The organism is Kosakonia sp. Marseille-Q7440, from assembly GCF_965119485.1.
On sequence record NZ_CBCPLT010000001.1, the window covers coordinates 1,518,234 to 1,543,025 of the forward strand.

19 protein-coding genes, 2 tRNA genes, 1 other RNA gene and 1 pseudogene are annotated in these 24,792 nt (G+C 56.8%); 15 read left to right on the plus strand and 8 right to left on the minus strand.

The features are described from left to right. Positions 1 to 33: 33 nt before the first annotated feature. Complete coding sequence (locus ACWPW2_RS06875; RefSeq protein ID WP_023481800.1) at positions 34 to 261, minus strand: YccJ family protein; 228 nt, start codon at positions 259 to 261, stop codon at positions 34 to 36. 42 nt (positions 262 to 303) lie between these two features. Then, positions 304 to 419: pseudogene (locus ACWPW2_RS06880) on the minus strand (NAD(P)H:quinone oxidoreductase); the annotation flags it as partial. Positions 420 to 864: 445 nt separating this feature from the next. On the opposite strand from ACWPW2_RS06880, the gene ACWPW2_RS06885 reads away from it, so the two are divergent. Together ACWPW2_RS06885 and rutR are read left to right on the plus strand one after the other, a co-directional pair. Further along, the gene (locus ACWPW2_RS06885) at positions 865 to 1,050 is read left to right on the plus strand and encodes a con-10 family general stress protein (protein ID WP_023481335.1); all 186 of its coding nucleotides are present in this window, start codon (positions 865 to 867) and stop codon (positions 1,048 to 1,050) included. Between the two features lie 183 nt (positions 1,051 to 1,233). Then, on the plus strand, positions 1,234 to 1,860 hold the full coding sequence (gene rutR, locus ACWPW2_RS06890) for an HTH-type transcriptional regulator RutR (RefSeq protein ID WP_023481850.1): 627 nt from the start codon (positions 1,234 to 1,236) through the stop codon (positions 1,858 to 1,860). Here rutR and ACWPW2_RS06895 read toward each other — a convergent pair. Then, a complete protein-coding gene (locus ACWPW2_RS06895) occupies positions 1,857 to 2,252 on the minus strand; it encodes a lysozyme inhibitor LprI family protein (RefSeq protein WP_454122032.1) in 396 nt (131 codons plus the stop codon). The two genes, rutR and ACWPW2_RS06895, sit on opposite strands and share 4 nt — an antisense overlap. 406 nt (positions 2,253 to 2,658) lie before the next feature. Here ACWPW2_RS06895 and ACWPW2_RS06900 point away from each other — a divergent pair, with 406 nt between their 5' ends. The 6 genes from ACWPW2_RS06900 to ACWPW2_RS06925 all read left to right on the plus strand — a co-directional run bounded on the left by ACWPW2_RS06900 (position 2,659) and on the right by ACWPW2_RS06925 (position 9,436). Beyond that, positions 2,659 to 3,642 carry an autoinducer 2 ABC transporter substrate-binding protein gene (locus ACWPW2_RS06900; protein ID WP_023481662.1) on the plus strand — a complete coding sequence of 328 codons (984 nt, stop codon included), beginning with the start codon at positions 2,659 to 2,661 and terminating at the stop codon, positions 3,640 to 3,642. A 107-nt stretch (positions 3,643 to 3,749) separates the two neighbouring features. Further along, on the plus strand, positions 3,750 to 5,249 hold the full coding sequence (locus ACWPW2_RS06905) for a sugar ABC transporter ATP-binding protein (RefSeq protein ID WP_454122035.1): 1,500 nt from the start codon (positions 3,750 to 3,752) through the stop codon (positions 5,247 to 5,249). Then, positions 5,242 to 6,228, plus strand: a complete 987-nt coding sequence (locus ACWPW2_RS06910; protein WP_023481635.1) for an ABC transporter permease — start codon at positions 5,242 to 5,244, stop codon at positions 6,226 to 6,228. The genes ACWPW2_RS06905 and ACWPW2_RS06910 overlap by 8 nt, the downstream gene beginning before the upstream one ends. A gap of 1 nt (position 6,229) precedes the next feature. Beyond that, on the plus strand, positions 6,230 to 7,183 hold the full coding sequence (locus ACWPW2_RS06915) for an ABC transporter permease (protein ID WP_023481569.1): 954 nt from the start codon (positions 6,230 to 6,232) through the stop codon (positions 7,181 to 7,183). A gap of 16 nt (positions 7,184 to 7,199) precedes the next feature. Next, positions 7,200 to 8,837 (plus strand): FGGY-family carbohydrate kinase, encoded by a 1,638-nt coding sequence (locus tag ACWPW2_RS06920; RefSeq protein WP_454122038.1) that lies wholly within the window; start codon positions 7,200 to 7,202, stop codon positions 8,835 to 8,837. A gap of 50 nt (positions 8,838 to 8,887) precedes the next feature. Next, positions 8,888 to 9,436, plus strand: coding sequence for an SIS domain-containing protein (locus ACWPW2_RS06925; protein ID WP_376748468.1), 549 nt, complete (start codon positions 8,888 to 8,890; stop codon positions 9,434 to 9,436). 144 nt (positions 9,437 to 9,580) lie between these two features. Here ACWPW2_RS06925 and putA read toward each other — a convergent pair whose 3' ends face one another. Beyond that, positions 9,581 to 13,543, minus strand: coding sequence for a trifunctional transcriptional regulator/proline dehydrogenase/L-glutamate gamma-semialdehyde dehydrogenase (gene putA, locus ACWPW2_RS06930; protein ID WP_454122040.1), 3,963 nt, complete (start codon positions 13,541 to 13,543; stop codon positions 9,581 to 9,583). A gap of 418 nt (positions 13,544 to 13,961) precedes the next feature. On the opposite strand from putA, the gene putP reads away from it, so the two are divergent. Together putP and ACWPW2_RS06940 are read left to right on the plus strand one after the other, a co-directional pair. Next, a complete protein-coding gene (gene putP / locus ACWPW2_RS06935) occupies positions 13,962 to 15,470 on the plus strand; it encodes a sodium/proline symporter PutP (RefSeq protein ID WP_454122041.1) in 1,509 nt (502 codons plus the stop codon). A 99-nt stretch (positions 15,471 to 15,569) separates the two neighbouring features. Further along, positions 15,570 to 15,998 carry a DUF3574 domain-containing protein gene (locus ACWPW2_RS06940; protein WP_023481675.1) on the plus strand — a complete coding sequence of 143 codons (429 nt, stop codon included), beginning with the start codon at positions 15,570 to 15,572 and terminating at the stop codon, positions 15,996 to 15,998. Positions 15,999 to 16,037: 39 nt separating this feature from the next. On the opposite strand, the gene ACWPW2_RS06945 is transcribed toward ACWPW2_RS06940, so the two are convergent. Continuing rightward, positions 16,038 to 17,222: a NupC/NupG family nucleoside CNT transporter gene (locus ACWPW2_RS06945; RefSeq protein ID WP_042713519.1), complete on the minus strand. Its 1,185-nt coding sequence runs from the start codon at positions 17,220 to 17,222 to the stop codon at positions 16,038 to 16,040. Positions 17,223 to 17,504: 282 nt separating this feature from the next. On the opposite strand from ACWPW2_RS06945, the gene efeU reads away from it, so the two are divergent. The 4 genes from efeU (at position 17,505) to phoH (ending at position 22,124) form a co-directional block, all read left to right on the plus strand. After that, a complete protein-coding gene (efeU, locus tag ACWPW2_RS06950) occupies positions 17,505 to 18,338 on the plus strand; it encodes an iron uptake transporter permease EfeU (protein ID WP_023481492.1) in 834 nt (277 codons plus the stop codon). A gap of 49 nt (positions 18,339 to 18,387) precedes the next feature. Further along, a complete protein-coding gene (gene efeO, locus ACWPW2_RS06955; RefSeq protein ID WP_454122044.1) occupies positions 18,388 to 19,515 on the plus strand; it encodes an iron uptake system protein EfeO in 1,128 nt (375 codons plus the stop codon). A 2-nt stretch (positions 19,516 to 19,517) separates the two neighbouring features. Continuing rightward, positions 19,518 to 20,801, plus strand: a complete 1,284-nt coding sequence (gene efeB, locus ACWPW2_RS06960) for an iron uptake transporter deferrochelatase/peroxidase subunit (RefSeq protein WP_454122046.1) — start codon at positions 19,518 to 19,520, stop codon at positions 20,799 to 20,801. Positions 20,802 to 21,335: 534 nt separating this feature from the next. Further along, a complete protein-coding gene (gene phoH / locus ACWPW2_RS06965) occupies positions 21,336 to 22,124 on the plus strand; it encodes a phosphate starvation-inducible protein PhoH (protein WP_023481530.1) in 789 nt (262 codons plus the stop codon). 455 nt (positions 22,125 to 22,579) lie between these two features. On the opposite strand, the gene ACWPW2_RS06970 is transcribed toward phoH, so the two are convergent. The 3 genes from ACWPW2_RS06970 to ACWPW2_RS06980 all read right to left on the minus strand — a co-directional run bounded on the left by ACWPW2_RS06970 (position 22,580) and on the right by ACWPW2_RS06980 (position 23,599). Next, a non-coding RNA gene (locus tag ACWPW2_RS06970) (RtT sRNA) lies at positions 22,580 to 22,717 on the minus strand. Between the two features lie 46 nt (positions 22,718 to 22,763). Further along, positions 22,764 to 22,851: transfer RNA gene (locus ACWPW2_RS06975), tRNA-Ser, on the minus strand. 660 nt (positions 22,852 to 23,511) lie between these two features. Next, a tRNA-Ser gene (locus ACWPW2_RS06980) sits at positions 23,512 to 23,599 on the minus strand. 238 nt (positions 23,600 to 23,837) lie between these two features. On the opposite strand from ACWPW2_RS06980, the gene ghrA reads away from it, so the two are divergent. Then, positions 23,838 to 24,776 carry a glyoxylate/hydroxypyruvate reductase GhrA gene (ghrA, locus tag ACWPW2_RS06985; protein ID WP_454122049.1) on the plus strand — a complete coding sequence of 313 codons (939 nt, stop codon included), beginning with the start codon at positions 23,838 to 23,840 and terminating at the stop codon, positions 24,774 to 24,776. The last annotated feature ends 16 nt before the right edge of the window (positions 24,777 to 24,792 follow it).

The following is a 24,792-nucleotide window of genomic DNA, read 5'->3' on the forward strand; positions in this document are numbered from 1 at the left end:
TACGCTCCCCCAAAAAATGGGGGAGCCGAAGCGCTAGACGTTCTGGCGCTCTATGGTCTGTTCACCCCAGAAGAGGGAGTCTTTGTCAGTCTTTTCAAAGGCGCGCATCAACACTTCATCGCTGCCTTCTTCCCAAATCTTCTCGGCGAGAACCTCGTCGTAATCAGCCAGTTCGAAGATCGCTTCGGCGATTTCTGGCGATGTATTACGCAGACTGGCCCATTCACCCACGCGATGAGCTTTTGCTTCCTGAGTTGGCATAAGCGCCTCCTGTTAAAGTTAGCCGTTCAGTTTGACTGCCATGCCGGCAATCGTTGTCGCGCCATAAGGCGTGCTGCCGCAAGATGCGAAATATCAGACAGCTCTTTCGCGGCGTTGCCGATGGGAACAATCATCATCCCATGATGAGCAAGCGTAGTTCAGGATTAGGAAATTGTATGTTCCTGACTGCGCCAGTGCCGCTATTGGCTGTTCCTCGTGAAACGTTCACTGCGCAGCGATAAGCCGCATCCCCTTAAGGGTATGACGTGATAGCGAGAGTGCAAACCGACACGCGTCATTGCTGATAATTAAGACTATTTCCCCGCGCGATTTGATTGTTACGTTTTGACACATTTTTAACCCTGTTAATTTCCCTATACATAAGAATTATTTATTGGTTTCGCTTAAGTCACTTCTGCCGCTCGGCCCCGAAGCTGTTGCAAAATGTTAATGAACATTCGCCGATGGGCCGCGTTCCACTAAGCTTATTCTCACGCGGCGCAGTTAAAGGGTTAGCTTTAACGTCGTGAGGTGAAAGAGTTCTCTTTTACTGAATGCAGAAAGATGTCTGATATTTCACTAACACCGACTGGAGGTGAAGAGATGGCAAATCATCGTGGTGGTTCAGGTAACTTCGCTGAAGACCGTGAAAGAGCATCAGCAGCAGGTCGCAAAGGCGGCCAGCAGAGCGGGGGGAACTTTAAAAACGATCCTCAGCGCGCCTCAGAAGCAGGTAAAAAAGGGGGCAAAAACAGTCATGGTAGCCGGAGCAATAACGGCAACAGCTAGCGCGACCTGTCGGTAACCCTGGAGGTTATCGAAAATGCCCGCCGCCGGGGAGACCCGGCGGTTTTTTTTCGCCTCCGATCGCCCACGCCATCTTCAATCTTCCAGCGGATAAAGCTGCTCAGAGGGTCGAGCCAGACGGCGACCTTTGCTATGCTGCAGCCAGGTTAGGGTGATGGAGTGGGTATGGCAAAGGAAGTGGGTAAACGTACACGGGCAGTCAGCGAAAAACGGCAGGCTATTCTCAGCGCGGCGCTGGAAGTTTTTTCCCGTCTCGGCTTCCACGGCGCGCGCGTGGAGCAGGTGGCCGATCAGGCTGGTGTCTCTAAAACCAATCTCCTCTACTATTTCCCGTCAAAAGAGGCGCTCTACGTCGCCGTGCTGCGTCAACTGCTGGATGTCTGGCTGGCCCCGCTCAGAGCATTTCGTTCAGACTTACAGCCGCTTGCGGCGATCAAAGAGTACATACGCCTGAAGCTGGAGGTATCGCGCGATCATCCGCAGGCCTCCCGTCTTTTCTGCCATGAAATGTTGCAGGGCGCGCCGCTGCTGAAAGCGGAGCTGACTGGTGATTTGAAAACGCTGGTGGAGGAGAAGTCAGCGATCATTGCCGGCTGGATCGCCAGCGGCAAACTCACTGCCGTCGATCCGCACCATCTGATCTTTATGATCTGGGCGGCCACGCAGCACTACGCCGATTTCGCCACCCAGGTGGAAGCGGTCACCGGCGCGACCCTGCAGGACGAAGCCTTTTTTCAGCGCACCGTCGACAACGTTCAGCGCATGATTATTGAAGGCATCCGCGTGCGTTAATGAGCGGGCGGAAGCGGGCAGCTCATGTCGCCCTCTTCGCACTGCAACAGTGAGGCGAGCCACGCTTCGCGTTCACTGGTTTTATCCGCCAGGCACTGGTTTTGCACCATCGGTTGAACGCTGCCGCCCTCTGAGCCGGAACTGACAAACGCGCAGTCGTTGTCGCGTACGGCTATCCAGCTTTTCTGCGCTTTTTTCAGTAAATCAGCCTGCTGCGGCGACGAACGCTTCAGCGCCTCCTGATAAGTCTGGTTAAGCTTTTTGTCCGCGGTCTGATATTGCGCTGCGGTGCAACTATTGAGTTCCCCCTGCGTTGAGGCGTTATCACACTCATCAGCGTAGAGGGGTTGGCTGAGCAGTAGCGCGCTCAGCATCAACAAGCATCGTTTCATTGTCTTCCCTTCCTTATCAAATTCATTCAGCAAATTTATTAACACAGCCTTTAAAAAATGTCACTTTGCCATCAGCCAACCTGATGAATGGATTGCTCTATTCGTTTCAGCTCACAAAATTGATATTTTCCTGCGTGCTAGACACGCCAGAATCGGGCACATAAAAACCTCTTAAAAAGGTTTTAGTTAATTAAATGTTAATAAGAAGTTGTCATTGGTTCTTTATTTAACAAACCTCGCGCGCAATCAGGGGCAGACATTTCTTCTTTTAACTTTAATTTAACCATAAATTATCTTTAATATAACAACTTTGGGCATGCATCACATTTATGGCATTTTCGCTGTTTTGCCTCTTCCCTTCGTTGTTAATCTCTCACCGCGACTTTCCCTTAAGAAAGGTACAACCATGAAATTCAAACTCGCCCTGATTAGCGCAGCGATGATTTCTGCCAGCATGCTTTCGGGGCAGGCTTTTGCCGCCCAGAAGTATGAGATTGCCGTTGTTGCCAAAGTGACCGGGATCCCGTGGTTTAACCGCATGGAGACCGGCGTCAACGAAGCGGCAAAAAAACTGGATGTTAATGCTTACCAGACCGGGCCTTCCACACCCGATCCGGCACAGCAGGTGAAAGTGATCGAAGATCTGATCGCGAAAAACGTTAACGCCATTATCGTGGTGCCAAACGACGCGAAGGTGCTGGAGCCAGTGCTGAAAAAAGCGCGCGACAAAGGCATTGTGGTACTGACCCACGAATCCCCGGACCAGCAGATCGGCCAGTGGGATATTGAAACCATCGATAGCGAAAAGTATGCGCAGGCTAACGTCGATGAGCTGGCAAAAGATATGGGCGGTAAGGGCGGTTACGCCATTTACGTCGGCTCGCTGACCGTGCCGCTGCACAACGCCTGGGCTGATTACGCCATCAAATACCAGAAAGAGAAGTACCCGGATATGTTTGAAGTCACCTCGCGTTTGCCGGTGGCAGAGAGCATTGATAAATCCTATGCCACCACCCTTGACCTGATGAAAACCTACCCGGATCTGAAAGGGGTAATTGGTTTCGGATCGCTTGGGCCGATTGGCGCAGGGCAGGCCGTTCAGAAGAAACGCGCGAAGGATAAACTGGCGGTTGTTGGCATCGCGATGCCGGCGCAGGCTGCACCTTATCTGATGCGCGGCGACATCAAAAAAGCACTGCTGTGGGACCCGCGTGATGCCGGTTACGCACTGGTGACCGTCGCCGACCAGCTGCTGCAAGGAAAAGAAGTGACGTCCGATCTCTCTATCGAGGGGCTGGGCAAAGCCGATGTTGATATGAATAAGAAAGTGATCCGCTTTAATAAGATCCTCGAAGTGACAAAAGAAAACGCTAAAACACTCGGTTTCTGAGCCTTACTGGCCACACCAGGGAACCGGAACGCCGGCCTTTCAGGCCGGCTCTTCCGCCGCAGATTTCATCCTCGCGTCCTTCACGGGCGCTGGCAGAGGTATTGTCGATGACCGACCCCACCGCATTTATCACTCTTGAGAATATCAGCAAGCAATTCCCGGGCGTGCTGGCGCTGGATAAGGTGAATTTAACCCTCAAAAAAGGCGAAGTTCACTGCCTGGCAGGGCAAAACGGCTGCGGGAAAAGCACCATCATCAAAGTGATTTCCGGTGTCTATCACCCGGAAAAAGGCGGCAGAATTGAGCTGGATGGCAAGCTCTTTCATCAGCTGACGCCGCAGCTCTCCGCCCATTATGGCATTCAGGTGATCTACCAGGATCTCTCGTTATTCCCCAATTTCAGCGTGGCGGAAAATATCGCCCTGCATCGCTATCTGCCCGGCGGCGACGTCTGGGTGCGTCGCGGTGCGATGCGCAAACAGGCGCTGGCCGCGATGGCGCGCATTGGCGTGCGCCTCGACCCGGATAAAAAGGTCGAAAAACTCTCTATCGCCGACCGCCAACTGGTGGCGATCTGCCGCGCGATTGCCGCCGAAGCCCGGCTGGTGATCATGGATGAACCAACCGCGTCTTTAACCCGTCAGGAAGTGAATGGGTTACTGCGCGTGGTCAATGAACTGAAAGCCGCCGGTATCTGCGTCGTGTTTGTCAGCCACCGCCTCGATGAGGTGATGGAAGTGGCGGATCGCATCAGCGTGATGCGCGACGGCAAGCTGGTCGGCACCTGGCCCGCCAGCGAACTCGATAGCCACGAACTGGCCTATCTGATGACCGGGCAGCGTTTCCACTACAGCCCGCTACCGGAAAAACCACCGGTTGACCAGCCGCCGATGCTGGAGCTGCGCCACTTAAGCCGTAAAGGAAAATACCGCGATATCAATCTGTCGCTGCGCGGCGGCGAGATCGTCTCGATTGTCGGGCTGCTGGGCTCCGGGCGCACCGAACTCTGCATGAGCCTGTTTGGCATGACGAAGCCTGAAGATGGCGAAATCCGCATTAATGATAAGCCGGTAAAAATGCGTAATAACCATGACGCCATTCGCCACGGTATCGGCTATGTCTCGGAAGATCGTTTAACTCAGGGGCTGATTATGGAGCAGTCGATCTATGACAACACCATTGTCACGGTTTTCGACAAACTCCATACCCGCAGCGGCTTGCTCGATCACGCCAAAGCCGGACAGTTGGTAAAGGATCTTATCAGTAACCTGAATATCAAAGTCTCCGACCCGCAACTGCCGGTGAAAACCCTCTCCGGCGGCAATGCCCAGCGTATTGCTATCGCAAAATGGGTCGCCACGCAGCCGCGGATTTTGATCCTCGATTCGCCGACCGTAGGCGTCGATATCGCCAACAAAGAGGGCATCTATCAGATTGCCCGCCAGCTGGCAGAGCAGGGAATGGCAGTATTGATGATTTGTGATGAAATCCCGGAAGCCTATTACAACAGCCACCGCGTGCTGGTGATGCGCCGGGGTGAACTGGTGGCGGAGTTCAATCCGCACCGCTGTAGCGAAGAGGAGATCGCGGAGGTGGTCAATGCGTAACTCGCTCGCCCGCTTGATTGGGCAACATGAGTTCTGGCTTGGCGTGCTGGTGGTTGCGCTGGCGGTCGGTCTGACGATCCGCACCGATGAGTTTTTCACCCTCGGCAATTTAACGGATGTCGCCACCAGTTATGCCATCCTCGGCATTCTGGCCTGTGGGCTGTTTGTGGTGCTGATTTCCGGCGGCATCGACATCTCCTTCCCGGCGATGACGGCGATTGCGCAGTACGCGATGGCGAGTTGGGTGATTGCCCACGGCGGCAACTTTGTGCTTGCGCTGGCGTTAGCGATGGCTGTGGGGCTACTGCTCGGCTTGATCAACGGCTTTCTGGTCTACTGGCTGCGCGTACCGGCCATCATCATCACCATTGCCACCCTGAACCTCTTTTACGGTCTGCTGGTCTACGCCACCAAAGGCACCTGGCTGTATGGCTTCCCGGACTGGTTTATGAACGGCATCAGCTGGTTCACCTTTACCGGCGCGGACGGCTATGACTATGGCCTGACCCTGCCGCTGATCTGCCTTGGCGCGACGATTATTTTTACCGCCGTGCTGATGAACTACACCCGTCTGGGACGGCAGATCTACGCCATGGGCGGCAACCGCGATGCGGCGTCGCGTCTTGGGCTGAACCTGCTGAAGCTGCACTTTTATGTTTACGGCTATATGGGCATCCTGGCGGGCGTTGCGGCGGTGGTACAGGCGCAGATCACCCAGTCGGTGGCACCTAACTCGTTGTTTGGTTATGAGTTGACGGTGCTGGCGGCGGTGGTGCTGGGCGGAACCAGCATGTCCGGCGGGCGCGGTACCTTAATCGGTACGCTGCTCGGTGTGATCCTGCTCGCCTTCCTGCAAAACGGCTTAACGCTGCTTGGCGTCTCCTCTTATTGGCACACGGTCTTTAGCGGCGCGATCATTCTGGTCAGTATCAGCGCCACCGCGTGGCATGAAAAACGCAAACTCGCAAGGGAGCTATAAGATGAAATCCATCGTCCGAATCCTGCCCGGTGATGCCATCATCCGCTTGCAGTGCGTGATTATTGTCGTCGTCGCGCTGATCTTCTCTTTCCTGCTCGGCGGGCGCTTTTTCAGCGTCGCTAACTTCCAGTCCATCGGATCGCAACTGCCGATCCTCGGCATGCTGGCGCTCGGAATGGGGATCACTATGCTTACCGGCGGCATCAACCTCTCCATTATCGCCGGGGCTAACGCCTGTTCGCTGGTGATGGCGGCGGTAATTGTGATGCACCCGGATAATCCACTCTTTCTGGCGTTAGCCCTGTTTGCCGGGCTGCTGACGGCGGTGGCGATTGGCGTGCTGAATGGCACCTTAGTCGCCTGGGTGGGCGTCTCGCCGATCCTCGCGACCCTCGGCACCATGACGCTGATCTCCGGGCTCAATATTCTGCTCTCTAACGGCACGGTGATCTCTGGCTTCCCGGCGGCGATCCAGTACCTCGGTAACGCCACGATTGTTGGTATTCCGGTGGCGCTGCTGCTCTTTTTAGTGGTGGCGTTATTGCTGTGGGTGCTGCTGGAGCACACCACGCTCGGGCGCAGCCTCTATCTGGTGGGCTCGAACGAACAGGCAACGCGCTATAGCGGTGTCAACACCGTGCGCGTGCAGATTGCGGTGTATGTCATCTCCGCGCTGCTCGGCTGGGTTGCCGCCATTCTGATGATGGCGAAATTTAACTCCGCGAAAGCGGGGTATGGCGAATCCTATCTTCTGGTAACCATTCTGGCCTCGGTGCTCGGCGGCATTAACCCGGACGGCGGCTTTGGCCGCGTGCTTGGGCTGGTGCTGGCGCTGGTGGTGCTGCAGATGCTGGAAAGTGGCTTTAATTTATTAGGTATCAGCAGCTATCTGACGATGGCGCTCTGGGGCGCGGTGCTGATCCTCTTTATCGCATTACAGAATCGTAAAGCCTGATTTCGGGAGAAAAAAAATGGCGAGCTACTTTATTGGTGTGGATGTAGGGACCGGCAGCGCCCGCGCGGGCATTTTTGACCTGACGGGCCGGATGGTCAGCCAGGCCAGCAGGAGCATTGAGATCTATCGCCCGCAGGCCGATTTCGTCGAGCAATCCTCCGACAACATCTGGCAGGCAGTCTGTAACGCCGTGCGCGATGCCATCAATCAGGCCGATATCAACCCGATTCAGGTCAAAGGGCTGGGCTTCGACGCCACCTGTTCGCTGGTGGTGCTGGATAAACAGGGCAACCCGCTGACCATCAGCCCCTCCGGGCGCAGCGAGCAGAACATTATTGTCTGGATGGATCACCGCGCCATTGCGCAGGCGGATCGCATCAACGCCACCCATCACCGGGTGCTGGATTATGTCGGCGGCATTATCTCGCCGGAGATGCAGACGCCCAAACTGCTGTGGCTGAAACAGCACATGCCAAACACCTGGGCGAACGCGGGCTTCTTCTTCGATCTGCCCGATTTTCTCACCTGGCGCGCCACCGGCGACGATACCCGTTCGCTCTGCTCGACGGTGTGTAAATGGACCTATATGGGCCATGAAGATAAGTGGGATACCAGCTACTTCCGCCAGATTGGCCTTGAAGATCTGCTTGAACACGACGCAGAGAAGATTGGCCGCTACGTGAAAACGATGGGCGAACCGCTTGGCCGCGGGCTGTCGCAGCGCGCTGCTACCGAGATGGGGCTGATGCCGGGCACGGCGGTCAGCGTGTCGATTATCGATGCCCACGCCGGTACGCTGGGTACACTTGGTGCCAGCGGGCCGTCGGGTGAGATGGCCGATTTTGACCGCCGCGTCGCGCTGATTGGCGGCACCTCCACCGGGCATATGGCGATTTCGCCGCAGGCACGCTTTATCGGTGGCGTCTGGGGGCCTTACTACTCGGCGGTGTTGCCGGGCTACTGGCTGAACGAGGGCGGGCAGTCGGCAACCGGGGCGCTGATCGATCACGTCATTCAGTCTCACCCCTGTTACGAAACGCTGCTCGCGCAGGCTAAAACCCAGGGGCAGACCATTTATGAAGTGCTCAATGCGCTGCTGCGCAAAATGGCGGGCGAGCCGGAGAATATCGCCTTTCTGACCCGCGATATTCATATCCTGCCGTACTTCCACGGCAACCGCTCCCCGCGCGCCAACCCGACGCTGACCGGCGTGATTAGCGGGCTGAAACTGTCGCGCACGCCGGAAGATTTGGCGCTGCATTATCTGGCGACCATTCAGGCTATCGCCCTCGGCACGCGTCATATTATCGAAACCATGAATCAAAGCGGTTACAGCATTGATACGGTAATGGCGAGCGGCGGCGGTACCAAAAATCCGATCTTTGTGCAGGAGCACGCCAATGCTACCGGTTGCGCGATGTTGCTGCCGGAGGAGAGCGAAGCGATGCTGCTTGGCGGCGCGATGATGGGCACTATTGCGGCCGGTGTGTTTGACAGCTTCCCGGAGGCGATGTCGGCGATGAGCCGCATTGGTAAAACCGTGACGCCGCAGACTAATCGCATCAAGCTTTACTACGATCGTAAATACACCGTCTTCCATGAGATGTACGCGGATCATATGAAGTACCGCGCGTTGATGCAGGAGGAGGCATGAGCGAAAGCTGGCAGCAGGCGTGCGATGCCTGGCGCATCTACAGCGAAGAGATGGCCGCGCTGAGCCGCCATCTTGATCCCGCGACTTGGGCGGCACTGATGGCTGAACTGCGCGGCTGCAAAGGAAAGATTGTGGTTACCGGCGTGGGCACCTCCGGCATTGCGGCGCGTAAAATCGCCCATATGCTGGCCTGCGTCGAGCGCCCGGCTATCTACCTCAACGCCACCGATGCTGCACACGGCGATCTCGGTTTTGTCGGGCCAGACGATCTGGTGATTATGCTCTCGCGCGGCGGCAATTCTGACGAGTTAACGCGGTTGCTGCCTGGGTTAGCGATGAAAGATACGCCTGTCCTCTGCGTGACGGAAAACCCCTCCTCGGCGATAGCGCTGGCATCAAGGCTTGTGATCTCCACCGGCGTGCAGCGCGAGATCGATCCGCTCAATATGCTGGCTACCACCTCCATCGTGCTGGTGCTGGCGATTTTTGACGCCGCCTGCGCCTGCCTGATGAGCGAAAGCGGGTACTCAAAAGAGACATTGCTCGCTGTGCACCCCGGCGGCGATGTCGGTTTAACACTACGAAAAAAAGCGCCGTAAGGCGCTTTTTTATTACAACGATTCTGTCACTCCCGACACGCTGTCGGATGGGATGGCGGCTAACGCCTTATCCGGCCTACAACTGCGGCTGAAACACCACACCGTAGGCCCGATAAGCGCAGCGCCATCGGGCATTTCACCGACTTAACCAATCGTCATCAGGCTGGCATTACCACCGGCTGCTGCGGTGTTAACGCTGAGGGAGCGTTCCAGCCACAGGCGTTCGAGCAGAATATTGGTTTCACCCCGCGCAAAGCCCTGAACGGAGACGATCGCGCCATCGCGTGCTGCAACGTTTTCGCACAGATGCACCAGCTGATCGGAGTCGCCGTGGAAAATCACTGCGTCAAACGGCTGCGCCATCAGGCTCTCCGCTTTGGCGAATTTAATCCGCTGGCTGACGGTTTCCGGTAACTGTTTCACCAGATCGCGATGCAGCGTGTCGTCCTGCCACAGCGCCTGGCTTCCGGAGGCCAGCACGGCGGCAAGCTGCACCAGCGCATCCTGCTCGTTATCGGCCACGCACAATACGCGATCGCGCGGTGCCAGCGTCCAGCTGTTGCGCTCCCCGGTTGGGCCTGGCAGCAGGCGCTGCGTACCGGCCTGCGCCAGTTCGCTGAACTGCTCGCACACCTTGTGTAATTCCGGGCGCTGCGTGGCGGCCCACGCGGTCAGCGCTGCCAGCGGCTGGGTCAGCACGGTTTTCACCTGCGCATCGAGCGGGCGCTCGGCGTCGTGACGGGTAAGCGTCTTCAGCACCGCATTCTCCGGGCGGCTGCTCAGCAGGCGATAGAGATAGAGCGGCCCACCGGCTTTTGGCCCGGTGCCCGACAACCCTTCGCCGCCAAACGGCTGTACGCCCACCACGGCACCGACCATATTGCGGTTCACATAGAGGTTACCCACGTGAGCATTGCCGGTGACCTGAGCGATGGTTTCATCAATACGCGTGTGTACACCCAGCGTCAGACCGTAGCCGGAAGCATTGATCTGCTCCAGCAACTGATCGAGCTGGTTACGTGAATAACGCACCACGTGCAGCACCGGGCCGAAGATCTCTTTTTTCAGCTCGTCAAAGCTTTCCAGTTCAATCAGCGTTGGCGGCACAAACGTGCCGGTGCGCCACTCGCGGGCATCTTCGCTATTTTCACGCACTGCCTGGTAGACGGTGCGGCCTTTCGCCTGCATCGCCTGAATATGTTTTTCGATATTGGCTTTGGCTTCGGCATCAATCACCGGCCCAATGTCGGTGGAGAGGCGTCCCGGATTGCCCATCCGGCACTCGGCCATCGCGCCGCGCAGCATGGTCAGCGTATGGTCAGCAATATCCTCCTGCAGACAGAGCACGCGCAGCGCCGAGCAGCGCTGGCCCGCGCTGTCAAACGCCGAGGCGACCACATCAATCACCACCTGTTCCGTCAGCGCCGAGGAGTCGACAATCATCGCATTCATACCGCCGGTTTCGGCGATAAGCGGCGTCGGACGACCCTGGGCATCGAGGCGGGTGGCGATGTTACGTTGCAAGAGCGTGGCGACATCGGTCGAGCCGGTAAACATCACGCCGCGTACGCGGGCATCGCCGGTCAACTGTGCGCCTACCGTTTCACCGCGGCCTGGCAGCAGTTGCAGCACGCCCGCCGGTACGCCCGCTTCAAGCAGGATCTTCACGCCCTGGGCGGCAATCAGCGGGGTTTGCTCCGCCGGTTTCGCCAGCACACTATTACCGGCCGCCAGCGCGGCGGCAATCTGCCCGGTAAAGATCGCCAGCGGGAAGTTCCACGGGCTGATACAGACCACCGGCCCGAGCGGGCGATGGGTCTCATTATCGAAATCGCTGCTGACCTGGCCTGCGTAGTAGTGCAGGAAATCGACCGCTTCACGTACTTCCGCAATCGCGTTGCTAAAGGTTTTGCCCGCTTCGCGCACCAGAATACCAATCAGCGTTTGCAGGTTGTCTTCCATCAGCACTGCGGCGCGCTGCAAAATGGCACCGCGCTCCTGCGGAGGCGTAGCAAACCAGATGGGCGCATGGTTAACCGCGTTCTCCAGCGCCTGGTTTACCTGCGCTTCACTCGCTTCCACCACATAACCGACAACATCTTTCGGCTCTGCCGGGTTGATAACCGCAATCGCTTCGCCTTCCATTACTGCCTCTTCAAGCATCGGATGGGCATACCACTTCTGCGCCGCGCTATTAAGCAGGGCAGAGGAGAGGGAAGCCAGACGGTGTTCGTTCGCCAGATCGAGACCGGCCGAGTTGATACGGCCTTCGCCATAGAGTGCGCGCGGCAGGGCAATTTTCGGATGCGGCAGGCCTACCTGGCCCTCCTGGGCGGCGAGTTTTTCCACTTCCGTAACCGGATCGGCGACCAGCGCATCCAGCGGCAGGGTGTTATCCGCAATACGGTTAACGAACGAGGTGTTAGCGCCGTTTTCCAGCAGACGGCGCACCAGGTAGGCCAGCAGGGTTTCATGGGTGCCGACCGGGGCGTAAATACGGCACGGTCGGTTGAGCTTACCATCGGCGACTTTACCGACCACCTGCTCATAGAGCGGTTCGCCCATACCGTGCAGGCACTGGAACTCATACTGGCCCGGATAGTAGTTCTGCCCGGCCAGCTGGTAGATCGCCGCCAGCGTGTGGGCGTTGTGGGTAGCGAACTGCGGATAGATCAGGTTCGGCACCGCCAGCAGTTTTTTCGCGCAGGCGAGATAGGAAACATCGGTGTAGACCTTACGGGTATAGACCGGATAGCCCTCAAGACCTTCCATCTGCGCACGCTTGATTTCGCTGTCCCAGTAGGCGCCTTTCACCAGGCGGATCATCAGGCGGCGACGGCTGCGGGTTGCCAGTTCAATCAGGTAATCAATCACAAACGGGCAGCGCTTCTGGTAGGCCTGAATCACAAAGCCGATGCCGTTCCAGCCCGCCAGCTCTGGCTCGAAGCAGAGTTTTTCCAGCAGATCGAGGGAGATCTCCAGCCGGTCGGCCTCTTCAGCATCGATATTGATACCGATATCGTACTGACGCGCCAGCAGGGTTAAGGATTTTAGGCGTGGATAGAGCTCGTCCATCACACGGTCGTACTGCGCGCGGCTGTAGCGCGGGTGCAGGGCGGAAAGCTTGATGGAGATGCCCGGCCCTTCATAGATGCCGCGTCCGTTCGAGGCTTTACCAATGGCGTGGATTGCCTGCTGGTAAGAGACCATATAGGCCTGCGCATCGGCGGCGGTCAGCGCCGCTTCGCCGAGCATATCGTAGGAGTAACGGAACCCTTTCTCCTCCAGCTTACGGGCGTTGGCCAGCGCTTCGGCGATGGTCTCTCCGGTGACAAACTGCTCGCCCATCAGCCGCATCGCCATATCGACCCCTTTACGGATCAGCGGCTCGCCGCTCTTGCCAATAATGCGGTTCAGCGAACTGGAGAGATTGGCTTCGTTATGGGTAGAGACCAGGCGGCCGGTAAACAGCAGACCCCAGGTGGCGGCGTTCACAAACAGCGAGGCGCTACGGCCAATATGGGATTGCCAGTTACCGTTACTGATTTTGTCGCGGATCAGCGCATCGCGCGTCGCTTTATCAGGAATACGCAGCAGCGCTTCGGCGAGGCACATCAGCGCTACGCCCTCCTGCGAGGAGAGGGAGAACTCTTGCAACAGGCTCTGCACCATGCCCGCGCGGCCGGTCGCGGTTTTTTGATTACGCAATTTTTCTGCCAGCTGGTACGCCAGCTTATGGGCACTCTCGGCCACCGGCTGCGGCAGGCGCGCCTGCTCAAGCAGCATCGGCACGGCATCTGTTTCCGCCCAGCGCCAGGCGCTGGTGATCGCCGCGCGGGAGACCGACTGCGGCAGGATCTGCTCGGCAAAGTCGAGGAACGGCTGCGGGCTTTCGTCAATCACCGCGCTGGCTTCATCTTCCTGCACGCTGTGCGCCTGGGCGCCCGCCAGTTCAGGTAATCCTTCGCTGCTCTCCAGCTTTTCGAGGAAATTAAAAATGGCTTGTTTAATTAACCAGTGCGGCGTGCGGTCAATGGTCGCTGCGGCAGCTTTAATCCTTTCGCGCGTGGCGTCGTCAAGCTTGACCCCCATGGTGGTGGTGCCCATGCGTTGCTCCTGTTTATATGGTGTTTTGCACAATAGGCTGAAATATCCACCATGTTGCAACTTTGTGCAACCTTGTTAATTGTGAGCTGGCTGGCAAGGTGAGAAATGAATGAATTGTTAATTAGCTAAACAGGTAACAGGAACGATGCAATCTGCTGGAAAGCCAGGATTTATGCGGTTGCTAACACTTTTCAAAGGTGCAACCTTTAAAAATGTGATGGAGTGCAACCTATAACAAAATCCTATTCCCCGAGGCATATCTTCGATGTAAATGGTGTGTTAAATCAATTGTGAATAACGGAGGCTTCCGGCAGGATACGGGCGCTTCTAATAATACATACGCACCGTCGCTACGTTCCGGCGATGGATAAAAGCGGCAAAGTGATATTTGTCGACGAAGATCCTGGAGACTATTTTGATGGCAATAAGCACACCGATGATGGTGACCTTTCTTATTTATATCTTTGGCATGATCCTGATCGGTTTTATTGCCTGGCGATCAACAAAAAACTTTGATGACTATATTCTCGGCGGTCGAAGCCTTGGGCCATTAGTGACGGCGTTATCGGCCGGTGCCTCTGATATGAGCGGCTGGCTGCTGATGGGGCTGCCGGGAGCGATCTTTATCTCCGGCATCTCTGAAAGCTGGATTGCCATTGGCCTGACCGTCGGTGCCTGGGTCAACTGGAAGCTGGTGGCGGGGCGTCTGCGCGTTCACACCGAAGCGAACAATAACGCCCTGACGCTGCCGGACTACTTTACCGGGCGGTTTGAAGATAACAGCCGTCTGCTGCGCATTATCTCGGCGGTGGTAATTCTGGTCTTCTTCACCATTTACTGTGCTTCCGGCATTGTGGCGGGCGCGCGTCTGTTCGAAAGCACCTTCGGCATGAGCTACGAAACGGCGCTGTGGGCCGGTGCGGCGGCAACGATTATTTATACCTTTATCGGCGGTTTCCTTGCGATTAGCTGGACCGACACCGTGCAGGCCAGCCTGATGATCTTCGCCCTGATCCTCACCCCGGTGATTGTGATTATCTCCGTCGGCGGTTTTGGCGATTCGCTGGAAGTGATCAAGCAGAAGAGCATCGAAAACGTCGATATGCTGAAAGGCCTCAACTTTGTCGCCATCGTCTCGCTGATGGGCTGGGGGCTGGGCTACTTCGGTCAGCCGCATATTCTGGCGCGCTTTATGGCGGCCGATTCCCACCACACCATTGTGCATGCGCGTCGCATCAGTATGACCTGGATGATCCTCTGCCTTGCGGGCGCAGTGGCGGTCGGTTTCTTCGGCATCGCCTACTTTGATACCAACCCGTCGCTGGCGGGCGCGGTAAACCAGAACGCCGAGCGCGTCTTTATTGAGCTGGCGCAGGTGCTGTTTAACCCGTGGATTGCCGGTATCCTGCTCTCTGCGATCCTTGCAGCGGTGATGTCGACCCTGAGTTGCCAGCTGCTGGTCTGCTCCAGCGCGATTACGGAAGATTTCTACAAAGCGTTCCTGCGTAAAGGGGCAAGCCAGAAAGAGCTGGTGTGGGTTGGTCGTGCGATGGTGCTGGTGGTCGCGCTGGTGGCGATTGCGCTGGCGGCAAACCCGGAAAACCGCGTGCTTGGCCTGGTAAGCTACGCGTGGGCCGGTTTCGGTGCGGCGTTTGGCCCGGTAGTGCTGCTCTCGGTGATGTGGTCACGCATGACGCGTAACGGTGCGCTGGCGGGGATGATTATCGGCGCTGTCACCGTTATCGTCTGGAAACACTTCGGCTGGCTGGGCCTGTATGAAATCATCCCTGGCTTCATCTTCGGCAGCCTCGGGATTGTGGTCTTCAGCCTGATCGGCAAAGCGCCGTCTGCCGCTATGCAGCAGCGCTTCGCAGAAGCGGATGCCCATTACCACTCTGCGCCGCCGGTTCGCGCGCAGGCGAAGTAAGTACTCTCGTTAATAAAACCCGCTGCGGCGGGTTTTTTTGTTGCTAAATCATGAGGATTGCGCTGATATCTCCCGACAATTAACCGTGAGGGCAGGGGAATGAAAACAATAAAAGTGGCGATGGCATTGATGGTGGCAGGTCTGCTGGCGGGCTGTAATGCACCCGCGCAAAAGCCGCAACTACTGGCGCAGCAGTGCGCACCGGCAGATCGGATGGAGCAAACGACGCTCTATTTCGGTCTTAATCGCCCGGCAGGCAAGGCGATCACCGCCCAGGAGTGGCAGCAGTTTGTTGATGGCGATGTGACGCCGCGTTTTCGCGAAGGGTTAACGGTGTTTGATGCGCGCGGCCAGTGGCTTGGTAACGATGGCAAAGTGGCGCGGGAGCCGAGTAAAGCCCTGATGCTGATCCACGCTAAGGATGCGCAAAGCGATAAAGAAATTGATGAGCTGCGCGGAGTCTATAAATCGCGTTTCGCCCAGGAGTCAGTGATGCGCGTCGACCAGGCGGTCTGCGTACAGTTCTGACAGAGTCCCTCTCCCGCAACGGGAGAGGGAAATCTCACCTTAGAGCACTACGCCGGCAAACGCTGCGGAGAGCAGGCTCACCAGCGTCGCGCCATACACCAGCCGCAGTCCGAAACGTGAAACCGCATTACCCTGCTGCTCGTTCAGCCCCTTGATCGCACCTGCGACGATGCCAATAGAGGCAAAGTTGGCGAAAGAGACCAGGAAGACGGAAAGAATGCCCAGCCCGCGTGGGCTCATCTGCGCCGCGACCTTTTGCAGTTCAATCATTGCCACAAACTCATTCGCCACCAGCTTGGTTGCCATAATGCTGCCAGCCGGAAGCGCATCACTTAGCGGGATGCCAATCAGCCACGCCAGCGGGTAGAAGACGTAGCCGAGCAGCTGCTGGAAGCTGATACCAAACAGCGCTGAGAAGAGGGCGTTAACGGCGCTGATCAGCGCAATAAAGCCAATCAGCATCGCCAGAATAATCATCGCCACTTTGAAACCGGCAAGAATGTATTCACCGAGCATCTCAAAGAAGCTTTGCGATTCATGCAGCTTCTCGAGCTTGATCTCCGCCTCTTCCTGCCCGCGCGATGGGTTAATCACCGACAGAATGATAAAAGTGCTGAACATATTGAGCAGCAGCGCTGCGACCACATATTTGGCGTCGAGCATTGTCATATAGGCACCGACAATCGACAGCGATACCGTCGACATCGCCGTCGCCGCCATGGTGAACATCCGGCGTGAGGAGAGATCCGCCAGAATGCCTTTATAAGCAATAAAGTTCTCCGACTGGCCAAGGATAAGCGAACTAACGGCGTTGAAGGACTCGAGTTTGCCCATGCCATTAAGCTTCGAGAGCAGTGTTCCAATCAGGCGAATAAAGATCGGCAGAATACGCCAGTGCTGCAAAATGCCAATCAACGCGGAGATAAAGACGATAGGGCAGAGGACGCCGAGGAAGATAAACGCCAGCCCTTTTTCGCTCATGCCGCCAAAGACAAAACCGGTACCTTCGGCGGCAAATTTCAGCAGCACCTCAAAGAAGCCGGAGACATATTTAATCAGCGTTAACCCGCTCTGGGCATGTAAAAAGAACCAGGCCAGCGCCAGTTCGATCACAATCAGTTGCAGGATGAAACGAAACGGAATGCGCTTGCGGTCAAAACTCACCAGCCAGGCCAGCGCGAGGATCACCACCAGCGCCAGCAGAAAATGTAGAAAATTGAGCATAGTTTGGGCGTAGCCAGGTAAACGAAACGGGCGTTTATTTAGCCACAGGCGTGCGGGGCGGTAAACAGAAAGATAATGCTTCGTTAGCTAACTTTTTGCTGCTTTTCAACGGCTTCTGCATAAAGCGAACGAGGGAATCATTAGCCTGCTAGCCGGTTACATCCGGTTATCATTCTCAACATATTTTTCGCTTGAGTTTCTTCTTGGCGTAATGATAATCACTATCAATGCAATTTACCTTTCTTTGCAACCATTGACGGTGCATAACACAAAGGCGGTTCTATGTTTGTCCCATTCCTTATTATGTTGCGTGAAGGCCTGGAAGCGGCGCTGATTGTAAGCCTGATTGCCAGTTATCTGAAACGCACCCAACGCGGACGCTGGATCAGCGTGATGTGGGTCGGCGTTTTTCTCGCCGCCGCGCTCTGTCTGGGGCTTGGCATCGCCATTAATGAAACCACCGGCGAGTTCCCGCAAAGAGAGCAGGAACTGTTTGAGGGAATCGTCGCGGCGATTGCGGTAGTGATCCTCACATGGATGGTGTTCTGGATGCGCCGCGTGTCGCGCAACGTCAAAGTGCAGCTGGAGCAGGCCGTTGATACCGCGCTGGCGCGCAGCAATAACCACGGCTGGGCGCTGATCCTGATGGTCTTTTTCGCCGTCGCCCGTGAAGGGCTGGAGTCGGTCTTCTTCCTGCTGGCAGCGTTTCAACAAGATGTCGGCATCTGGCCGCCGCTTGGCGCCGTGCTCGGTCTTGCCACCGCCGTGGTGCTCGGTTTTCTGCTCTACTGGGGCGGCGTACGTCTCAATCTCGGCGCGTTTTTCAAATGGACCAGCCTGTTTATTCTTTTTGTCGCCGCTGGTCTTGCCGCAGGTGCAATCCGCGCTTTCCACGAAGCGGGCTTGTGGAACCATTTCCAGGATGTGGCCTTTGATTTAAGTAACGTACTGACCACCCATTCGCTGACCGGCACGCTGCTGGAGGGCATTTTTGGTTACCAGGAGACCCCAAGCGTCAGCGAAGTGGCGGTCTACTTCCTCTATTTAATCCCGGCGCTGGTGCTGTTTGTCATGCCGCCGCGTGCCGGTGCGCAGCCCTCCCGCGCTGCGCCGTAAGCCTCTATAACGATTCTTAGTTACAACACACTTATTAAAGGGAAGGGTCATGGCAATTCTTTTTCGACGTAGCGCAGTACAAATCGGGGTCGCCGCGCTGATGGCGTGCGCGTTCGGGGCACAGGCAGCGGATGTGCCGCAGGTAAAAGTGACGGTGACGGATAAGCAGTGCGAACCGATGAACCTGACGGTCAACGCCGGTAAAACGCAGTTTGTGATCCTCAACCACAGCCAGAAAGCGCTGGAGTGGGAGATCCTTAAAGGCGTGATGGTGGTTGAGGAGCGCGAAAACATCGCGCCGGGCTTTAGCCAGAAGCTTACTGCCAACCTGCAACCGGGCGAATATGAGATGACCTGCGGTCTGTTAACCAACCCGAAAGGGAAATTAGTGGTCAAAGGTGAAGCGACGGCTGACGCGGCGAAAGGCGATGCACTGCTGAGCCTTGGCGAGGCGATCACCGCCTATAAAGCCTATGTCGTTGGCGAAACCGCGCAGTTGGTCTCCGGCACTAAAGCCTTTACCGATGCGGTGAAAGCGGGCGATATCGAAAAAGCGAAAGCGCTCTACGCGCCGACGCGCCAGCACTACGAGCGCATTGAGCCGATTGCTGAGCTCTTCTCCGATCTTGATGGCAGCATCGATGCCCGTGAAGATGATTACGAGCAGAAAGCCGCCGACCCGAAATTCACCGGTTTCCACCGCCTTGAGAAGGCGCTGTTTGGCGACAACAGCGTCAAAGACATGGCGAGCTATGCCGATAAGCTCAATCATGATGTGCTTGAACTGCAAACCCGCATCAACGAGCTGGCTTTCCCGCCGTCAAAAGTGGTGGGTGGCGCAGCCGGGCTGATTGAAGAGGTGGCTGCGAGCAAAATCAGCGGTGAAGAGGATCGTTACAGCCATACCGACCTGTGGGATTTCCAGGCCAATATCGAAGGCGCGCAGAAGATTGTCGACCTGCTGCGTCCGCAGCTGCAAAAAGAGAACAGCGCGCTGCTTGCAAAAGTGGATGCCAACTTCAAGAAAGTGAATACCATTTTAGCGAAGTACCGCACCAAAACGGGCTTTGAGACCTATGACAAGCTGACCGATGCCGATCGTAATGCGCTGAAGGGGCCAATCACCACCCTGGCGGAAGATCTGGCGCAGCTGCGCGGCGTACTTGGACTGGATTAATAATGAAGCAGCATGAAGAAAACGACGTCAGCGAACCTTCGCGGCGTCGGTTGTTAAAAGGGATGGGCGCGCTGGGTGGCGCGCTTGCTCTCGCTGGCGGTTGTCCGGTCGCGCATGCGGCAAAACCACAAAGCGCGCCGGGAACGCTCTCGCCCGACTCGCGTATGGAAAAGCAGCCGTTTTACGGCGATCACCAGGCGGGCATCTTAACGCCGCAGCAGGCCTCGATGATGCTGGTGGCATTTGATGTGCTGGCGGCGGATAAAGCGGATCTTATCCGCCTGTTTCGCCTGCTCACCGATCGTATTGCTTTCCTGACGGCGGGCGGCCCGGCGCCGGAGACACCAAACCCGCGACTGCCGCCGATGGATTCAGGCATTCTCGGGCCGTTTATCGCGCCGGATAACCTGACCATGACGGTCTCTGTCGGGTCTGCGCTGTTTGATGAACGATTCGGTCTTGCGGCGCAGAAACCGAAGAAGCTGCAGAAGATGATGCGTTTTCCTAACGACTCGCTCGATGCCGCGCTCTGCCATGGCGATCTGCTGCTGCAGATCTGCGCCAACACGCAGGACACGGTGATCCACGCCTTGCGCGATGTGATCAAGCACACGCCGGATCTGCTCAGCGTGCGCTGGAAGCGGGAAGGGTTTATCTCCGATCACGCCGCGCGCAGCCGCGGGAAAGAGACGCCGGTAAACCTGCTCGGCTTTAAAGATGGCACCGCGAACCCCGACAGCAGCAATGCGCCGCTGATGGATGAGATCGTCTGGGTGACCGGCGATCAGGGAGAGCCAGCATGGGCAGTAGGCGGCAGCTATCAGGCGGTGCGCATTATCCAGTTCCACGTTGAGTTCTGGGATCGCACGCCGCTGAAAGAGCAGCAGACTATTTTCGGGCGCGATAAACAGGGCGGTGCGCCGCTCGGCATGCAGCATGAGCACGATGTGCCCGATTACGCCAGCGATCCCGAGGGCAAGGTTATCGCCCTCGACAGCCATATCCGCCTGGCGAACCCGCGGACGAAAGAGACGCAGGCGAATCTGATGATGCGCCGGGGCTACAGTTACTCTCTCGGTGTCACCAACTCTGGCCAGCTGGATATGGGCCTGCTGTTTGTCTGTTACCAGCACGATCTGGAGAAAGGCTTCCTGACCGTGCAAAAAAGGCTCAATGGCGAAGCGCTGGAGGAGTATATCCGGCCCATCGGCGGCGGTTTCTTCTTCGCCTTACCCGGCGTGAAGTCAACGCAGGGCTATCTTGCCCAGTCTCTTCTCGAAGCGTGAAGATCCTATCCTGCCCGTCCGGGCAGGATATTCTGTTATCTGTAGCAATTTGACATACTTTTTCTGCCATCCACGCATAATTTTAATGTATTAGAAAGTATCTGTTATATTTCTGTAATATTCATCGAAGAGACTCTGTGGAACGACGCAGAGTGCGTAGCTGTTAATGTTTGGTAAAAACATTGTTGCATTGATGCTACGCTTTAGATGAGCAGTTCATTCGGTTATCCCTGCGGTGATGAAGTCTTCTGGAGATCGCGGATGGTAAAGTGCTGTAGTGGACAGACAAAACGACCTCGCAAAACCCGGCCCGGGGAGCACACCTCCGGCAACGACTTTTTCACCCCTGATTTCTCCTCCTCCTGTTTTTTAACTCCTTCTGACGATGTGGCAGACGGTTTTGCTGTTCGTTGCGCCACGTCATTTTCAAAGGCAAGCCATGGCTTACAAGGAAGCCAACCCTCAGACGTTCGTGCGCATAATCGCGTCGATTTCGATGCGTGTGATGTAAACCAACAACTCAAGGTGCTATCCATGGGAAGACAGAAAGCAGTGATCAAAGCTCGTCGTGAAGCGAAACGCGTGCTGAGACGTGATTCACGTAGCCATAAACAGCGTGAAGAAGAGTCGGTCACCTCGCTTGTGCAGATGAGTGGTGTAGAAGCAATTGGCATGGCGCGGGATTGCCGTGATAACTCTCCGATTGCTGCCCGCAATGAGGCTCAGGCGCATTATTTACATGCGATTGAGACTAAGCAGTTGATTTTCGCCACTGGCGAAGCGGGTTGTGGGAAAACGTGGATTAGCGCGGCGAAAGCTGCAGAGGCTCTGATCCATAAGGATGTGGAGCGGATTATCGTGACCCGGCCGGTCCTGCAAGCTGATGAAGATCTCGGCTTCTTACCCGGCGATATCTCGGAGAAGTTCGCACCCTATTTCCGGCCCGTCTATGACGTGCTGCTGAAACGTCTTGGTGCGTCCTTTATGCAATACTGCCTGCGCCCGGAAATTGGCAAGGTGGAGATCGCGCCGTTCGCCTATATGCGCGGACGTACGTTTGAAAATGCGGTGGTCATTCTTGACGAGGCCCAGAACGTCACCGCTGCGCAAATGAAGATGTTTTTGACGCGCCTCGGGGAAAACGTGACCGTGATTGTCAACGGCGATATCACCCAGTGCGATCTGCCCTCCGGTGTCAAATCGGGGCTGAGCGATGCACTGGCACGTTTTGAAGAGGACGAGATGATTGGTGTGGTGCGCTTTAATAAAGACGACTGCGTACGCTCCGCCCTCTGCCAGCGCACGTTGAAAGCCTACGATTAAACGGCGCGCAAGATACAGTTAGCGTTAAAACCCGGGAAACCGGGTTTTATTTTTTGTGGGGCAGGGGATTTGCGGCTCTGTCAGGCACGATTGCGTAGGCCTGATAAGGCGTAGCCGCTATCAGGCATTTGGACATGGCTCGGTGTTGGCCCAGGCGCGTAGGCCTGATAAGGCGTAGCCGCCATCAGGCATTTGGAAGTGGCCCGGTGTTGGCCCAGGCACGTAGGCCTGATAAGGCGTAGCCGCCATCAGGCATTGGCTCCGGTGTCGACGCGTGCACCGGGGGGGATTGACTCGCTTCGCTCGCCCTTCGGGCAGCCCATTCGCTGCGCTCGTGGTCTGTCCAACGGGCTGTCGCCCATTGTCGAACCCCGGTCGGGGATTCTCATCCCCCCTGTTCGGGGAATATAAAAGAAAAAAGCCCGTACTTTCGTACAGGCTCTCATCTTAAATAATGGCGGTGAGGGGGGGATTGACTCGCTTTGCTCGCCCTTCGGGCAGCCCACTCACTGCGTTCGTGGTCTGTCCAACGGGCTGTCGCCCGTTGTCGAACCCCGGTCGGGGGTTCTCATCCCCCCTGGCGCGGAGGTACATGCGAAAAAAAAGCCCGCATTTTCATGCGAGCTCTTCTTCGAAGAATGGCGGTGAGGGGGGGATTCGAACCCCCGATACGTTGCCGTATACACACTTTCCAGGCGTGCTCCTTCAGCCACTCGGACACCTCACCACATTGTATTGTCACCCGCCATACAGGAGGGCAACGGGGCGCTACTATAGGGAGTTGCGCTGAAGCGGTCAAGCAGATTTTCAGCCGTGATGATTGTTCGCTTAAGGTGTGAGCAACGGCGTGGATTGATGGTGGGAATGCCGGGATTTGCAGGGATAAAAATGCCGGATGGCGCTCACGCTTATCCGGCCTACGGAACGGCGCTGGTTTGATGGTTGGGAAGGCAAAATTACGTAGGCCTGATAAGGCCAAGCCGCCATCAGGCATTTGGACACGGCACGAAAGTTGGCCGAGACGCGTAGGCCTGATAAGGCGAAGCCGCCATCAGGCATTTGGACATGGCTCGGTGTTGGCCCAGACGCGTAGGCCTGATAAGGCGAAGCCGCCATCAGGCATTTGGACACGGCTCGGTGTTGGCCCAGGCACGTAGGCCTGATAAGGCGAAGCCGCCATCAGGCACTGGCTCCGGTATCAACGCGTGCACCGGGGGGGATTGACTCACTTCGCTCGCCCTGCGGGCAGCCCACTCACTGCGTTCGCGGTCTGTCCAACGCGCTGTCGCCCGTTGTCGAACCCCGGTCGGGGGTTCTCATCCCCCCTGGCGCGGAGGTACATGCGAAAAAAAAGCCCGCATTTTCATGCGAGCTCTTCTTCGAAGAATGGCGGTGAGGGGGGGATTCGAACCCCCGATACGTTGCCGTATACACACTTTCCAGGCGTGCTCCTTCAGCCACTCGGACACCTCACCACATTGTTGTCCCGATGTCGTCGGGACGGGCGCTAATGTAGGGAAAACCCGTAACCGCGTCAATCTACTTTTGCAATAAATTAGTGCGTTTAGACAAACTTCAAACAACCTGCTTCTTAAACGTTCTGAAAACGCTTTTTTTCTCGCCTTACGACTTAACCCGCGCGCTGGAGAGGATATTTGTTATGCTTATCAGCCGCATAAAAATGCCTCACCGACAACAGAGAACGGAGTGCCGATGGAGATCCTCTTTTATCACCCCTCATTTGATAACGCCTTTTGGGTGAATGCCCTGCACAAAGCGCTGCCGGATGCCAACATCCGCGTCTGGACACCGGGCGATAACGCCCCCGCCGATTACGCGCTGGTCTGGCATCCGCCCGTGGAGATGCTCCAAGGGCGGAAACTGAAGGCGGTGTTTGCCCTCGGGGCAGGTGTCGATGCGATCCTCGGGCAACTGAAGGCGCATCCGCAGATGCTCGACGCCTCGGTGCCGCTGTTTCGACTTGAAGACACCGGCATGGCGCAGCAGATGCAGGAGTATGCCGTAAGCCAGGTGCTGCACTGGTTCCGCCGTTTCGATGATTACCAGGCGTTAAAAGGTGAGGCGAAGTGGCAACCGCTCGCAGAGTATGCGCATGAGGAGTTCACCGTCGGCATTCTTGGCGCCGGGGTGTTGGGCGCAAAAGTCGCCGAAGCGCTCCGTCCGTGGGGGTTCCCGCTGCGCTGCTGGAGCCGCAGCCGAAAAGATCTGCCAGGCGTCACCAGTTTTGCCGGCGCGCAAGAGTTGGGGGAGTTCCTGCATGGCACGCGGGTGTTAATCAACCTGCTGCCCAACACGCCGGAGACGGCTGGCATCATCAATCACTATCTGCTCGCGCAGTTAGAAGAGGGGAGCTATCTGCTCAACCTCGCGCGCGGTGTGCATGTGGAAGAGGCCGATCTGTTGCACGCGCTTGAGAGCGGCAAAGTGAAGGGGGCGATGCTGGATGTCTTCCGTGAAGAGCCTCTTCCTGCGAATAACCCGCTGTGGGCGCACCCGCGCGTCGCCATTACGCCGCACATCGCCGCCGTAACCCGCCCGCAGGAAGCGATTGACTATATCTGCCACACCATTCGCCAGCTTGAACAGGGTGAGGCGGTAAGCGGTCGCGTTGACCGGGCGCGCGGGTATTGAGATAAGCCCGGTCGCG